General features: G+C 68.9%; 13 protein-coding genes. 4 read left to right on the top strand and 9 right to left on the bottom strand.

Going from position 1 to position 14434, the window contains the following annotated elements; all coding sequences use genetic code 11:
- Positions 1–80 precede the first annotated feature (80 nt).
- Positions 81–1352, top strand: coding sequence for an SLC13 family permease (locus Q9K23_RS17805; RefSeq protein ID WP_053778528.1), 1272 nt, complete (start codon positions 81–83; stop codon positions 1350–1352).
- Between the two features lie 13 nt (positions 1353–1365).
- On the opposite strand, the gene Q9K23_RS17800 is transcribed toward Q9K23_RS17805, so the two are convergent.
- From Q9K23_RS17800 to Q9K23_RS17770, 7 genes are all read right to left on the bottom strand, one after another.
- A complete protein-coding gene (locus tag Q9K23_RS17800; protein ID WP_020791728.1) occupies positions 1366–3027 on the bottom strand; it encodes an AMP-binding protein in 1662 nt (553 codons plus the stop codon).
- 116 nt (positions 3028–3143) lie between these two features.
- Positions 3144–4319 carry a lipid-transfer protein gene (locus tag Q9K23_RS17795; RefSeq protein WP_053778529.1) on the bottom strand — a complete coding sequence of 392 codons (1176 nt, stop codon included), beginning with the start codon at positions 4317–4319 and terminating at the stop codon, positions 3144–3146.
- The gene (locus Q9K23_RS17790) at positions 4319–4756 is read right to left on the bottom strand and encodes a MaoC family dehydratase (RefSeq protein WP_020792900.1); all 438 of its coding nucleotides are present in this window, start codon (positions 4754–4756) and stop codon (positions 4319–4321) included. The genes Q9K23_RS17795 and Q9K23_RS17790 overlap by 1 nt, the downstream gene beginning before the upstream one ends.
- Positions 4753–5787, bottom strand: coding sequence for a bifunctional MaoC family dehydratase N-terminal/OB-fold nucleic acid binding domain-containing protein (locus tag Q9K23_RS17785; RefSeq protein WP_053778530.1), 1035 nt, complete (start codon positions 5785–5787; stop codon positions 4753–4755). Before Q9K23_RS17785 ends, Q9K23_RS17790 begins: the two co-directional genes overlap by 4 nt.
- The gene (locus Q9K23_RS17780; protein WP_305950222.1) at positions 5784–6947 is read right to left on the bottom strand and encodes an acyl-CoA dehydrogenase family protein; all 1164 of its coding nucleotides are present in this window, start codon (positions 6945–6947) and stop codon (positions 5784–5786) included. Before Q9K23_RS17780 ends, Q9K23_RS17785 begins: the two co-directional genes overlap by 4 nt.
- On the bottom strand, positions 6947–8080 hold the full coding sequence (locus Q9K23_RS17775) for an acyl-CoA dehydrogenase family protein (RefSeq protein ID WP_305950221.1): 1134 nt from the start codon (positions 8078–8080) through the stop codon (positions 6947–6949). Before Q9K23_RS17775 ends, Q9K23_RS17780 begins: the two co-directional genes overlap by 1 nt.
- 116 nt (positions 8081–8196) lie before the next feature.
- On the bottom strand, positions 8197–10392 hold the full coding sequence (locus Q9K23_RS17770; RefSeq protein ID WP_053778531.1) for an acyl-CoA dehydrogenase: 2196 nt from the start codon (positions 10390–10392) through the stop codon (positions 8197–8199).
- A gap of 117 nt (positions 10393–10509) precedes the next feature.
- Between Q9K23_RS17770 and kstR the strand changes: the two genes are divergently transcribed.
- Both kstR and Q9K23_RS17760 read left to right on the top strand, forming a co-directional pair.
- Positions 10510–11166 carry a cholesterol catabolism transcriptional regulator KstR gene (gene kstR / locus Q9K23_RS17765; RefSeq protein WP_020793003.1) on the top strand — a complete coding sequence of 219 codons (657 nt, stop codon included), beginning with the start codon at positions 10510–10512 and terminating at the stop codon, positions 11164–11166.
- Complete coding sequence (locus tag Q9K23_RS17760; RefSeq protein WP_082366090.1) at positions 11163–11309, top strand: DUF1059 domain-containing protein; 147 nt, start codon at positions 11163–11165, stop codon at positions 11307–11309. Before kstR ends, Q9K23_RS17760 begins: the two co-directional genes overlap by 4 nt.
- A 120-nt stretch (positions 11310–11429) precedes the next feature.
- On the opposite strand, the gene Q9K23_RS17755 is transcribed toward Q9K23_RS17760, so the two are convergent.
- Together Q9K23_RS17755 and Q9K23_RS17750 are read right to left on the bottom strand one after the other, a co-directional pair.
- Entirely contained in the window at positions 11430–12356 is a 927-nt protein-coding gene (locus Q9K23_RS17755) for an alpha/beta hydrolase family protein (RefSeq protein WP_261978091.1), read from the bottom strand.
- Positions 12357–12625: 269 nt separating this feature from the next.
- On the bottom strand, positions 12626–13582 hold the full coding sequence (locus Q9K23_RS17750; RefSeq protein ID WP_053778532.1) for a WYL domain-containing protein: 957 nt from the start codon (positions 13580–13582) through the stop codon (positions 12626–12628).
- Positions 13583–13687: 105 nt separating this feature from the next.
- Between Q9K23_RS17750 and Q9K23_RS17745 the strand changes: the two genes are divergently transcribed.
- Complete coding sequence (locus Q9K23_RS17745; RefSeq protein WP_053778533.1) at positions 13688–14317, top strand: TIGR03086 family metal-binding protein; 630 nt, start codon at positions 13688–13690, stop codon at positions 14315–14317.
- The last annotated feature ends 117 nt before the right edge of the window (positions 14318–14434 follow it).

Genomic DNA, 14434 nt, shown 5'->3' with positions numbered 1-14434 from the left:
CCCCTGCCCGGTGTCGTTCCGAGTGGCATTGCCCTGCCCGGGGTTTGGCTGCCCGGGGTTTCGCCGTCCGGGGAACGGCGGTGCTGACCGCCGACAGCGTTCTCGGCACCGTCCTCGCGGTGTGCGCGCTGGTGGCGGTGATCGGGGTCGCGGTGTGGGCCACCCGGATTCCGGCCGCCGTCGTCGCCGTCCCGGCGGCCGTGCTGCTGGCAGTGCTCGGGGTGGTCTCGTGGGGGCAGATCGGCACCGAGCTCGAGTTCATCGGCCCCACCATCGGATTCCTCGCCGCGATGCTGGTGATCGCCGAGGTGTGTGCCCGGACCGGGGTGTTCGCCTGGATCGGCGCCGTCCTCGCCCGATCCAGCCGGGGATCGCCGACACGTCTGCTCGGACTGGTGTTCGCGGCGGCGGCCGTGACCACCGCCGTGCTGTCGATCGACACGACGATCGTCCTGCTCACCCCGGTCGCGGTGGCCACCGCCCGCCGGATCGGCGCCCGGGTCACGCCGGTCGGGGCGGCCACCGCACATCTGGCCAACAGCGCCTCGACGTTGCTCCCCGTCTCCAATCTGACCAATCTGCTGGCGTTCTCGGCCACCGGCCTCGGATTCCTGGGATTCGCCGGGCTGATGGCCGGACCGTGGGTGGCCGCGATCGTGGTGGAGTACCTGCTGTTCCGGTGGTTCTTCGCCGACCAGCTGCGCCCTCCCCGCGACGCCGACCGCCCGGCCGACACCGCCGGCACCGTCCGCCGCCCCCCGATCGGCACACTGATCGCATTGGGGCTGATCCTGATCGGGTTCGTCGTCGCCGAGCCGCTCGGCGTGCCGCTGGCGGTGGTGGCCGCGATCGGTGCGGTCGTGATGGTCGCACCGCTGATGCGTCGCACCCCGTTGTCGACGACGGTGCGCGTGGTGCGGGCGGCGAACATCGGGTTCCTCGCCTTCGTCGCCGCCCTCGGTGTGATCATCCTGCCGATCCGGCTGGGCCCCATCGGTGACGGCATCGCCACCCTGATCCCGTCCGGCACGCAGCTGTGGGCGCTGCTGGCCGTGGCCGCACTGGCCGCGGTGATCGCGAACCTGCTCAACAACCTGCCCGCGACGCTGCTGTTGCTGCCGATGGTGGCCCACGAACCGGGGCTGGCCCTGGCGATGCTGCTCGGGGTGAACATCGGCCCCAACCTCGGCTACTTCGGGTCCCTCGCCAACCTGTTGTGGCGCGACCTCATGCACCGGCACACCGCAGCCCCGACCACGCGGCGGTTCCTGTTGCTCGGGACCGTGACGGTGCCACCGACACTGGTGGCGGCCGTCGTCGCATTGTGGGCGGGGCTGCGGGTTCTGGGGTGACCTGCCGGCCGGTTCAGGCCGGTGTGGGCTGTTCGGCCGATGCCGCGGTGGACTTGGCCCAGCGGTAGTCGGCCTTGCCGGCCGGGGTGCGCTTGACCTCCTCCACGAACACGACGGTGCGCGGAACCTTGTATCCGGCAAGTGATTCCCGGCAGAACGCCTGGATGTCGTCGATCGACGGCTCGGTCATCCCGTCGGCGATCCGGGCGACCGCGGCCACCCGCTGGCCGTACCGGTCGTCGGGTACCGGAACCACGAGGGCGTCGGCGATCGCCGGGTGGGCGTGCAGGACGGCCTCGACCTCCTCGGCGTACACCTTCTCGCCACCGGTGTTGATGCACTGCGAGCCGCGGCCGAGGAAGACGATGGTGCCGTCGGCCTCCACCGTGCCCATGTCGCCGAGGATCGAGATCCGCCGGCCGTCGGGCAGGGTCGGGAAGGTGCGCGCCGACTTCTCCTCGTCCTTGTAGTAGCCGAGCGGCACGTTGCCGATGCGCGCGATGTAGCCGACGTCGCCCGATCCGGGCTCGATCGGGGTGAGCCGCTCATCGACGACCATCATGCGATCGGTCGGCGGGACGGTGAGGTTGCCGTTGTCGTCCATCATGATCTCGCCGTCGTTGCCCGACTCCGAGGCCCCGAAGTTGTCACGCAACATCAGGTCCGGTTTGAGTGCGAGGAACCGTTCCCGGTTGTGGTGCGACCAGATCGCGCCGCCGGAGGTCACCGAGAACAGCGACGACAGGTCGATCTCGTCTTTGCGGCGCTCCATCTCCTCCACCAGCGGCATCCCCATGGCGTCGCCGACGATGAGCACGATCTGCACCTGTTCGGGCCCGATGAGACCGGCGATACCGGACGGGTCGAAGTCGCGCATCAGCACCAGCCGGCCACCGAGGGTGAAGAAGGTGAACAGCGAGTACGACGCGGCGCCGTGCATCAGCGGGGCGGCCAGCAGGAATGCGATGGACGGGAAATCCTTGACCGCGGTGCCGATCTCGGCGAGATCCTTGCGCGGGTCGCCGTACGGGTTGCCACCGGAGATGGGCTTGCGGAAGAAGTCGTCGTGGCGCCACATGACCCCCTTGGGGTAGCCGGTGGTGCCGCCGGTGTAGATCAGATACAGCTCGTCGCCGGTTCGCGGCTCGAAGTCGCGTGCCTCGGACTTGCCGGCCTCCTCGGCGAACGGCACGATCGACACAATCCGTCCGTCGGGGAGATCGGCTGCGGCGGCGGACAGTTCGTCGACGATGTCACCGATGACGAACACGGTGCGCAGTTCGGGGAGTTCCCCCATCAGGGCGGCGACGCTGCGCTGATGCTCGGGCAGTTCCACGATGATGCCGCGCGAGTCGGAGTTGTCGAAGATGTACTGCAGTTCCGGATCGGTGTAGCGGTAGTTGACGTTGACCGGCACCGCTCGCATCTTGAGTACGCCGAGCAGGCTGGTGACGTGCTCGACGCTGTTCTTGAGGAACAGCGAGACGTGGTCGGCGGCACCGATGCCGTTGTCCAGCAGCAGGTGTGCGACGCGGTTGGCCAGACGGTCCAGTTCCGGGTAGCTGATCTGGCGGCCCTCGTAGCTCAGTGCGATGCGATCGGGGACGGCGTCGGCGACGGTCTCGAACACATCGGCCAGGTTGAACTTGGTCTCGGCGGCGGATTCTGGGCTCATTGGTCGAACTCCTCGGGGCCTCGAATGTCGGAGATGGGAAGTGTCTGAGGTGGAATCGGGAAGGGGCTGATGGGATCTGCGGTCGGAGGAGGGGAAGGGGTGTGGGTGTGGGCGGTTCAGGGTGCGGTCAGCACCAGACCGCTGGTGGGGACGCCGGTGCCGGCGGTCACCACCACGCGGGCGGCCTCGGGAACCTGGTTCACCGAGTCGCCACGGAGCTGGCGAACGGCCTCGGCGATGCCGTTCATACCGTGGATGTATGCCTCGCCGAGCTGTCCGCCGTGGGTGTTGAGCGGCAGGCGGCCCCCCACCTCGAGTGCGCCGGGTTCGGCGACGAAATCCTTTGCCTCACCGCGTCCGCAGAAGCCGAGCTCCTCCAGTTGCAGCAAGGTGTACGGGGTGAAGTGATCGTAGAGGATCGCGGCGTCCATGTCCTCGGGTCGCAGTCCCGACTGCTTCCACAGCTGACGACCGACCAGCCCCATCTCGGGCAGGGCCGCGAGATCGTCACGGTAGTAGCTGGTCATGATGAACTGGTCCTGGGCACTGCCGGCCGCGGCACCGGCGATCACTGCCGGGCGATGCGGGAGGTCTCTGGCCTTCTCCGCCGACACCACCACGATCGCCACACCCCCGTCGGATTCCTGGCAGCAGTCGAGCAGGTGCAGTGGTTCGGCGATGTAGCGCGAGGACTGGTGGTCGTCGAGGGTGATCGGCTTGCCGTAGAAGAAGGCATGCGGGTTGACCGCCGCATGTTTGCGGTCGACCACCGCGATCTGCCCGAAATCGGCACTGGTGGCGCCGTAGTCGTGCATGTAGCGTTGCGCGATCATCGCGACGAACGCCGCCGGCGTGGACAGGCCGTGCGGGTAGGAGAAGGCGTTGTCGGTGCCCGAGGAGTTCTCCTGGTTGGCGACCGCCGAATTGACCTGTCCGAAGCGCAATCCCGAGCGTTCGTTGAAGGCACGATAGGCGACGACGACGTCGGCGACCCCGGTCGCGACGGCCATCGCGGCCTGCTGCACGGTGGCGCAGGCCGCGCCGCCGCCGTAGTGGATGCGGGAGAAGTAGGTCATCTCCTTGATCCCCACCGCGCGGGCGACGGCGATCTCGGCGTTGGTGTCCATGGTGAAGCTGACCAGGCCGTCGACGTCGGCCGGGGTGAGACCGGCGTCGGCGATCGCGGCGTTCACCGCCTCGGCGGCGAGCCGCAGCTCGCTGCGGCCGGAATCCTTGGAGAACTCGGTGGCGCCGATCCCGGCGATCGCCGCCTTGCCCGACAGGGTGCCCATCAGTGCCCGCCTTTCTGGCCGAGGGTGAGGGTGACCGTCGAGATCACGTGCTTGCCCAGCGAATTGGTACCGGTGACCGCGACGGTCACCTGATCGCCGTCACGTGCGGTGACCTCACCGGTGAAGGTGACCGCGTCGTAGGCGTACCAGGGCACACCGAGCTTGAGTCGGATCGATCCGATCCGGGCGGACGGTCCGGCCCAGTCGGTGACGAAGCGTTGCACCAGCCCGGTGTCGGTGAGGATGTTGACGAAGATGTCCGCCGATCCCTTGGCCTGGGCCAGATCCCGGTCGTGGTGGACGTCCTGGAAGTCGCGGGTGGCCAGGGCGGTGGACACGATGAAGGTGGGGGTGGCCTCAATGGTCAGCGGGGGCAGCGTGTCACCCACGGACACCGCATCCCCGGTGACCGGCGCGGAGGTGGCCTCGATGGTCATGCCGGTCCTTCCTGGGGTTCCCACGCGTAGAGCGTCCAGGCCGCTCCACGATCGTCGGCGGGGAAGTCGAGATAGGTTGCGCGCACGGACATTCCGATCCGCACATCGTCCGGTTCGACGCCGCGGAGCTCACCGAGCATCCGCACTCCCTCGTCGAGTTCGACGAGGGCGACGACGAACGGCAGTTGCCGGCCGGGCACCTTGGGGGCGCGGTGCACGATGTAGCTGAACACGGTGCCCGTACCGGCGGCGACGACGTAGTCGGTGACCGGCACGGTGCCGTCGCCGGCCCGGGGCTTCCAGGTGGCCGGCACCGGCGGATGGCCGAGGCTGCCGTCGGCCCGCTGCTGGATGCGCAGTTCGTGTGCGGCGACACCGTCCCAGAAGAACTCGGTGTCGCGGGACACGCTGGGGCGCAACATGGTCGACGGGTCGAGATCCTCCGGCACATCGGCCACCGTGATGCCGTCGGTGTCGGAGTCGGTGTGGGTGTCGGCGGCCGGGCGGAACTTGAGGATGCGGAAGTCCATCTCGGCGACCACCTCGTCGCCGACCGACCAGGTGTTGCGGGTGGTGAAGAACCAGCCCTCGCCCAGTGCGGTGGCCTTGGGTCCGGCGACGTCGACCAGTTCGGCGCTGAGCTCCACCTCCTCGCCCACCTCGACATAGCGGTGATAGGTGGTGTCGCAGTTGGTGGCGACCACCGAGGTGTAACCGGCGGCGTCGAACAGTTCGGTGGCCCGGCCGAGCGGGTCGTCGGCGGTGCGGACCCCGTTGAGTCCGCGCATGGTCCACACCTGGGCCATCGCCGGGGGCGCGACGATGCCGGGGTGACCGGCGGCCCGCGCGGCGTCGGCATCGGCGTAGATCGGATTGGTGTCGCCCATCGCCTCGACCCAGTTGTTGATCATCGGACGATTGACCGGGTCGCGGCCGGTGACCGGCGCGCTGGGGCCGTCGGCCTTGATCTGGCCGGCGGCGGCACGGATCTGTTCCGGCGTGTGAACGGGCTGCGCTGCAACCGATGTCATCGTTTGGCCCTCGGCAATCCCAGTCCGGCGGTGGCGATCATGTCGCGCATCACCTCGTTGACGCCACCACCGAAGGTGATGACGACGTTGCGTTTCTGCTGCACATCCAACCAGTCGACCAGCGCCGCGGTGTCGGGGTCGGTGAAATCGCCGTGGCGGCCGACGATCTCGTCGATCATCCGGCACACCGACTGCAGCCGTTCGGTGGCGAAGACCTTGGTCGCGGCGGCGTCGGCCATCGAGATGGCCTCACCGGTGGCGGCGACCTGCCAGTTGAGCAGTTCGTTGATGCGGGCATAGGCGTCGATCTGGGCCAGCGCGCGCCGGACGTCGGGCTGGTCGGCGATGGGGGTGCCGTCGACGCCCGGGCGGTGCGCCCAGTCCCGTACGCGTGCGGCCAGGCCCTCGATGCGCCCGGCCGGTCCGAGCATGACGCGCTCGTGGTTGAGCTGGGTGGTGATCAGCTTCCAGCCGCCACCCTCCTCCCCGACCAGCATGTCGACCGGCACCTTGACGTCGTTGTAGTAGGTGGCGTTGACGTGATGGGCGCCGTCGGCGGTGATGATCGGGGTCCAGGAGAACCCGGGATCGGTGGTGTCGACGATGAGGATCGAGATCCCCTTGTGCTTCGGGGCGTCCTTGTCGGTGCGGACGGCGAGCCAGATGTAGTCGGCGTCGTGGCCGCCGGTGGTGAAGATCTTCTGCCCGTTGACGACGTAGTGGTCGCCCTCGCGGACGGCGGTGGTGCTCAGCGAGGCGAGGTCGGTGCCGGCGTCCGGCTCGGTGTAGCCGATCGCGAAATGTACGTCGCCGGAGAGGATTCGGGGCAGGAACCGATCCTTCTGCGCGGCGGTGCCGTGGACCTGCAGGGTGGGGCCGACGGTCTGCAGTGTGACCGCGGGCAGCGGGACGTCGGCGCGGACCGCCTCGTTGGTGAAGATCTGCTGTTCGATCTCACCGAAACCCTTGCCGCCGTACTCCTTCGGCCAGCCGACGCCGAGCCAGCCGTCGGTACCCATCTGCTTGATCACCCGGCGGTAGGTGGGCCCGTGCCGCTCGGTGAGCATGGTGCGGGCGTCGTCGGCGCCGACCAGGGAGGCGAAGTACTCGCGCAGCTGGGCCTTGAGTGCCTGCTGGTCGGGGGTCAGGTCGATGAACATCAGGCGGCTCCCGCTACGTCCGTCGTGGGGTGACCGCCTGCGGCGAGCTCGTCGAGGCGCTCCTGCCCGCCACCGGCCAGGCGGGCGAGGTCCTTGGCGATCGAGAAGTACCGGTGCAGCGGGTAGGTCAGATCCACGCCGACACCGCCGTGCAGGTGGGTCATGGTGCGCAGGGTGGCGGGGATCTCGGCGGCCAGCCAGTAGGTGCCGATTCCCAGATCCTGCTGTGCGTCAAGGCCTTCGGAGATGCGCCAGGCCGCGGCCGTGGTGGCCAGGGTCATCGACCGGCCGATCACGTAGATGTCGGCGAGTTGCTGCCCGACCGCCTGGAACAGGGCGATCGGTTTGCCGAACTGTTCGCGGGTGCAGACGTGGTCTGCGGTGAGCCGGGTGGCCCCGGCGACCAGGCCGTCGGCATAGGCGCACAGGGCGATCCGGTAGCGATCCCGCAGCACGGACAGGTCCGTGGTGAGCAGGTCGTCGGCGGCGACGGGCACGGCGTCGAAGGTGACGGTGAACTCGCCCCACCCGCTCGAGGTGGTGGTCCGGGTGAGGCTGATGCCGGGGGCGTCGGCGGCCACGGCCACCACCCCGGCGTCGGCGGCGACCAGGAAGGCGGTGGCCCCGTCGGCGTGCAGCACGCCGGTCTTGGTGCCGGTGAGCGTGCCGTCGGCGAGGGTGGTGCGCGGCGTGGCGGTGAGCGGGTCACCGACCTCGCCGAGGGCGATCGCATGCCAGGCCCCGCCGGTGAGGGTGCGGGCCCACCGGTCCCGCGGACCAGCGGGCTGCCGGTCTGCGGTGTCGGCGCCGACTGCCGCCAGGACCAGCGCCGAGGTCAGCGATCCGATGACCGGGGCCACCCCGGCCGACTCGCCCATCCGCCGCAGCAGCGGCAGGACGGCGAGCACACCGAGGTCGTCGCCGCCGAGTGCCGCGGGCAACGCGAGCGCGGTCAGTCCGGCGGCGCCGAGCGCCTGCCAGAGAACGTCGTCGAAGCCTCCGGGTACGGCCGCGGGATCGGGGTCTCTGGCCTCTCGGCCGAACTTCGACTCCCACTGCGACTGATGCCGGGAGAACACGTCCGCGGCCACGTCGCCGACGGCGACGGCCTCCGCGTCGAGCGCAAAGTCCACCTGCGCCTCCTCACTGGAAATAGAACCTGTTCTAGTTGTAGCAGACATGACGGTACCCATGTCGGTTTTAGGGGATGATCAGGGGGTTCCGGCCACAGTTGCCGGCCGGGGACCGGTCAGGAACGCGGCAGACCGAGAATGTGTTCAGCCGCGGCGGTACGCAGGATCTGGGTGGTGCCGCCGGCGATCGACAGGCACCGGTTCTGCAGGACGAGCTCGGCGACCGGACCGGCCGTCAGACCGTCCACACCGAGCAGGTCGAGGGCGAAGTCGGGAACCGACTGCCGATGGGCGACGCCGATCAGCTTGCGAACGCTCGACAGGGCGCCGGGATCGTGCCCGGCGAGGCGACGGATGACCGCCCGGGCGTCGAGGACGCGACCGACATGGGCGTCGGCGACCAGCCGCCCCACCCCGCCGAGCTCGGCGTCGGTGAGTTCCCGGCCGAGGCCGGCGACCTGGGTCAGCAGCGCGTCCATCTCCTTGCCGAGGCCGGAGCCGCCCATCGCGACCCGCTCGTTGGCGAGGGTGGTGCGGGCCAGCCGCCATCCGCCGCCGATCGGCCCCACCACGTCGGCGTCCGGCACGAAGACGTCGTCGAGGAAGACCTCGTTGAAGTTGGCCTTGCCGGTGAGTTCGCGCAGCGGCCGGATGTCGATACCCGGCGCCGACATGTCGATCAGGAAGTAGGTGATGCCCTTGTGCTTCGGGGCATCGGCGTCGGTGCGGGCCAGGCAGATCCCCCACTGCGCGTTGTGCGCCTGGGACGTCCAGATCTTCTGTCCAGACAGGGTCCAGCCGCCGTCGACACGGGTGGCGCGGGTGCGCAGCGATGCCAGGTCGGAGCCGGCCTCGGGCTCGCTGAACAGCTGGCACCACACGATGTCGCCGAGCAGCGTCGGCGCGACGAACCGTTCCCGTTGCCCGTCGGTGCCGTGTTCGAGGACGGTCGGGATGGCCCATGCCCCTATCACCAGGTCGGGGCGGGTGACGCCGACCCGATCGAGTTCGGCGTCGATCAGCAGTTGCAGGGCCGGGTCGGCGCCGAGCCCGTGCGGCGCCGGCCAGTGCGGCATGAGCAGCCCGCTCACCGCGAGCAGACCACGCCGGTCGGATTCTGCTGCCGTGGCGATCTTTTCGGCTTGGGCACGGATGTCGGCGCGGCGATCCTCCACCGCCGACAGATCGACCTCGAACTGTCGGCGACGCCCGGCGATCCCGTCGCGGGCGGTGGCGTGCCGGGCGTGCGCGCCCTGTCCGAGCAGCGACCGGGCGGCGAGGGCCGATCGCAGGTACAGGTGTGCGTCGTGCTCGAAGGTGAAGCCGATCCCGCCGAGGACCTGCACGCAGTCCTTGGTCACCGCGACCGGCAGATCGGCGACGAGGACCTCCGCAGCCGCCGCGGCGAGGGCGAGTTGCTCACCGGCAGCGGGGTTCTCGCAATCACCGGCGATCGCGTCGTCGACCGCGCGGGCGACGTCCCAGGCGACGGCCTCGACCTGTTCGGTGCGGCACAGCATGTCGGCGCAGATGTGCTTGATCGCCTGGAACGATCCGATCGGCACACCGAACTGGGTGCGCACCTTGGCGTAGTCGACGGCGGTGTCCAGCGCCCAGCGGCACACCCCGGACTGCCGGGCGGCCAGTCCCGCCGACAGCACACCGCGGATCAGGACGTCGAACCCTTCTGCACCACAATCGATCACATCGTCCTCGGCGAGACCGATCAGCCGCACCGTGGAGACCGGTCCGGCGCCGTCGACGACGGCCTCGGCGGTGACCTCGCGGACCCCGGCACCGGCCGGGACGATCCGCCAGCGGGCGTGGCCGCCGTCGAAGGCCAGTGGCACCAGGATCGCCGCGTCGTCGGCGGCGCCGGGCACCCAACCCAGGTCCACCGCGCCCTCGACCACGGCGAAGGCGCCACGACCGGCACGGATTCGCGCCGGAACCACACCGGGTACCGCGCCCTCGGCGACCGCGGCGACCAGTTCGTCCCGCCGCGGATCGGCGATCCTCGAGAGCGCCACGGCCAGGGCGACGGTCTCGACGATCGGCCCCGGGACCAGTTCCCGTCCGCATTGCTCGACCATGGCCGCGACGTCGGCGAACGACGCGCCGATCCCGCCATCGGACTCCGGTAAAATTGCCGCGAACAGTCCGAGATCGGCGATCTGCGGGAACAGGCCGCGCCATTGATCGTCGGGTTTGTCGAGGTGGGAGCGGGCAGAGTCGGCGGTGCCGGCCTTCGCCGACCAGGCCGAGATGGCCGCGCAGACGGCGGTCTGTTCGGGGGACGTGGCGAGAGTCACGGGATTCCTCTGTGTCGTTGGGGTGACCAAGAACTAGAACCTGTTCTAATATGCCATGAGGGCCGCGTGAGCGGTACCCGACCTGTCCCCCGACGATGTGAGGATGCCTGAGAGCTCATGGCAGCATCTGACAATGCCGTAACCGCCACGGACACCGCCGATTCGCGCTCCGGCGCGACCCCGGCCACCACCGAGTCCGGGTCTGCGGCACAACGTGACCGTCGTCGTCGAATCCTCGACGCGACCCTCAGCCTCGCATCCAAGGGTGGCTACGACGCGGTGCAGATGCGCACGGTCGCGGAGAAGGCCGACGTCGCCGTCGGCACCCTGTATCGCTACTTCCCGTCCAAGGTGCACCTGCTGGTGACCGCCCTCGCCCGTGAACTCGGCCGCGTGGAATCACGCGTCGACCGGTCGCAGTTGCGCGGCGACAACGCGATCGAACGACTGCGGCATGTGCTGGACATGATCACCTTCTCGATGCAGCGGGACCCGCTGCTCACCGAGGCCATGACCCGGGCGTTCATGTTCGCCGACGCCTCGGCCACCGCCGAGGTCGACCAGGTCGCCGGGATCATCGACCGGCTGTTCGCCGGCGCGATCGTCGACGACGGTGAACCCACGGCCGACGATCTCGCGATCGCCCGCGTGCTCGCCGACGTGTGGATGTCGAACCTGGTGCAGTGGCTGACCCGACGCGCCTCGGCAACCGATGTGACCAATCGTCTCGAACTGACCGTTCGGCTGCTGCTGAAAGATAGGGTCGCGTCATGAAAACCCGACTGACCTGCCCCTGTGGCGAGATGCTCCGCGGCGAGGACGAGGACCAGCTCGTCGAGAAGGTCCAGAAACACCTCGCCGACAACCACCCCGGACACGACTACTCGCGTGACGAGATCCTGTTCATGGCCTACTGAGTCAGTGCCTGCTGGTGCCTGACACCGAAACACAGAACCCCGGACCCTGATCACAGGTTCCGGGGTTCGTCCGTCTCGGCCGATGCCCGACCGGAGCCGGGTGCGGCGTCTGGTTCCGGCCTAGTTCTGGTCGCCCGTCTTCTTCAGGTCCGCGGCGATCAGCGGCCAGGTGTCGTGGAGATCCTGCTCCCAGTACGCCCACGAGTGGGTACCGGTGGGTCGCAACATCACCTTGTTCTGGACGCCGAGTTCGTTCATCCGCTGCGTCATCTGGACCGTGCACTGGTTGACCGCGGCCTCGATGATGCCGCCGAGCACGATCTGGTTGCCCAGGGTCAGCGGGTCACCGTCGATCAGCGGTGCGTTGAGCTGGTCGTTGGGGCCCGGCAGGCCGGTGCCGCTGGTCATGTAGACCTTGGTGCCCTTGAGCTTCTCGGCGTTGATGTAGGGATCGTTGGCCTTCCAGCCCGGACCGCCCGGAGTGCCCCACATGTTGGCGATGTCACCGCGGCCGCGGTCGCCGACCACCATGCGGATGTAGGCCAGGCCCAGCGGATCACTGGTGCGGGCACATCCGGAGTAGGCGGCCACCGAGCGGTACAGCCCGGGTGCCGAGATCGCCAGGTTGAGCACCGACGTCCCCGCCATCGAGATCCCGGCGATCGAATTGACGCCGGTGGTGTCGAATTCCTTGTCGATCAGCGGCGGGAGTTCCTTGGTCAGGAAGGTCGTCCACTTGTTGCGGCCGAGTACCGGATCGTCCTTCTGCCAATCGGTGTAGTACGAGTACGCACCACCGATCGGGGTCACCACGTTGACGTGCTTGTCGGCGAAGAACTGCTGGTAGGTGGTCTTGGCCGCCCATGTCGCCGAGTCCTCACCGCCGCCGGCACCGTTGAGCAGGTACAGCGTGGGTGCGGGCGTGCTGGTGTCCTTGGGACGCAGGACGGTGACCGGGATGAGCTTGTTCATCGCCGCGGAGTAGACGATCGCGGTGGTCTGCTGCGCGGAGTCGCGGACCAGCGTCTCGATCTTCGACGAGTTCATCGGCGCGGGATTGGCCGGGTTGGTCGGATCCACTGCCGCGGTGCCGGTCGTCGGAGCCTCGGGGGTCGTTGTCGGATCGGCCGCCGCGACGCCGACACCGGTCAGCGCAGATCCGACGACGACCGCAGCCGCCGCCGTCGCAACGGTCCGCTTCCATCCCGTACGCACCATTAGCCCCTTAAGTCACACGTGTAACAGCCCATCCGAGCTTATCCGAGTCGGTGGCGACCAGGAAATCCTGGCAACCGCTGTTAGCCAGTTGTGACGATTCACCCCTGACCACTCCGCGCATCATGCCCCACGACGATGTCCTCCGCCTTTCGTCGTATCGCCTCGCGGATCCAGTCCGGTGCGAGCACCTGGAAGTCACGTTCCATCAGCCCCATCCACAGGACTTTCACGGCCATCCGCCGGTCGCCGAAGCCGAGCGTCACCCGGACACGTCCGTCCTCGTCGGGCTCGCCGATGGCACCCACCTGCGCACTCGGCTCGAATCCGACGACGTCCTCGGCCGCGCAGCGCACCACCACGTCCACGGATTCGAAGCGTCCCCGGAACTCGCGGCGTCGTCGTTCCCAGATCTCGGCGAGGTCGACGTCGGGATCGCGGCGGGCCGGCTGGTCGAGGATCTCCACCACACTCATCCGCGAGATCCGGTAGAGCCGTTCCTCACCGGCGGTGTTGGCGACCAGATACCAGATGTCGCCGGCGACGATGAGTCCCACCGGGTCGAGGATTCGCTCGTGCGACGAGGCCTGGTCGGGGCGGCGATACCGGATGCGGATGCGCCGGCCGTCGAAGACCGCCTGCTGTACGGGACCGAGGGCGTCGAGGTTCTGGGGCGACCGGACGAAACCTTCGGGGCGGACCAGGACGCGCTGCGCCGAGCGAACGGCCTGCGCTCGATGCGCCTCCGGAAGTGCGGCCGCGACCTTGCGTAGCGCCGCGGCGAAGGCCGGGCTGTCCAGCCGGCCCGTTCCGGCCAGCAGCGAGGTCGCCTCGTCGGCGGTCAGACCGGTGAGGTCCGTCCGGTATCCGGGGAGCAGGGCGAAGCCACCGGCGCGGCCGCGTTCGGCATAGACCGGGATTCCCGACAACGACAAGGAGTCGATGTCCCGCAGGACGGTGCGCACCGACACCCCGAGTTCGTCGGCGATCTGGGTTGCGGTCATCCGCTCGTGCACCTTGAGCAGCATGAGCAGCGACAACAGACGTTCGGCCCGCATGGTGTCGATTGTCCGGGAAAACATGACAGAAGGTGTCATGTATGGGGCGTTGAGTGGTGTTCAGCGCGGGAGATGCCCGCGGATTCGCCTGTAAAGGACAGACCCATGACCCAGCCCGGAACCACTGCGTCCCCTACTCCTGCTCCTACTGCCTCCACCGCACCTGCCGATCCGCGTCCGGCGTATGCCGCCGCCACGTCGTGGGTGACCGATCTGTGGTCGGCGGTCCGATCCGACCAGTGGGACAACCGCACCCCATGCACCGAGTTCGACGTCCGAACACTCGCCTCGCACCTGATCGGCACCGCCCGACGGGCCGTCGCGCTGGGGTCGGGTGCCGACGTCTTCGCCGTTCACCCCGTCGCCGATGTCTTCGACGTCGACACCTACGCCGCCACCGTCGCCGAGGCCATCGAGCTGTGGGCCGACGACGCCAAACTCGCCGCTCCGGTCACCGTTCCCTGGGGAACGGTCCCGGGTGCCGGTGCGCTGTGGGGATATGTCAACGAATCCCTGGTCCACGGATGGGATCTCGCGGTCGCCACCGGACAGAACCCCGAGGCCGATCCCGAGGTCGTCGCCACGACGATCGAGATCGCCCAGAGGTTCATCCCGGCCGAGATCCGTGCCGACGACCAGGTCCCGTTCGCCGCGGTGGTCACTCCGCGCCCCCAGGCCGGCCCCACCGAGCGACTCGCCAACTGGGCCGGCCGGCCCAGCGACGGCTGGGTGTAGGCATCCCCAGTGGTTCGTGTCGAAACCTCCGCCGGCCGGGCTCGCCAACCCGACCACCTCCGACGTGCTCGCCACCCGACGTCGGCTGCGGAGATTTCGACACGGGTCCTCGCTACG

This window comes from Gordonia sp. NB41Y (genome assembly GCF_030718915.1).
Classification (GTDB): Bacteria; Actinomycetota; Actinomycetes; order Mycobacteriales; family Mycobacteriaceae; genus Gordonia; species Gordonia desulfuricans.
The sequence above is the reverse complement of the archived record's forward strand: the minus strand, read 5'-3'. Positions and strand labels throughout refer to the sequence as shown.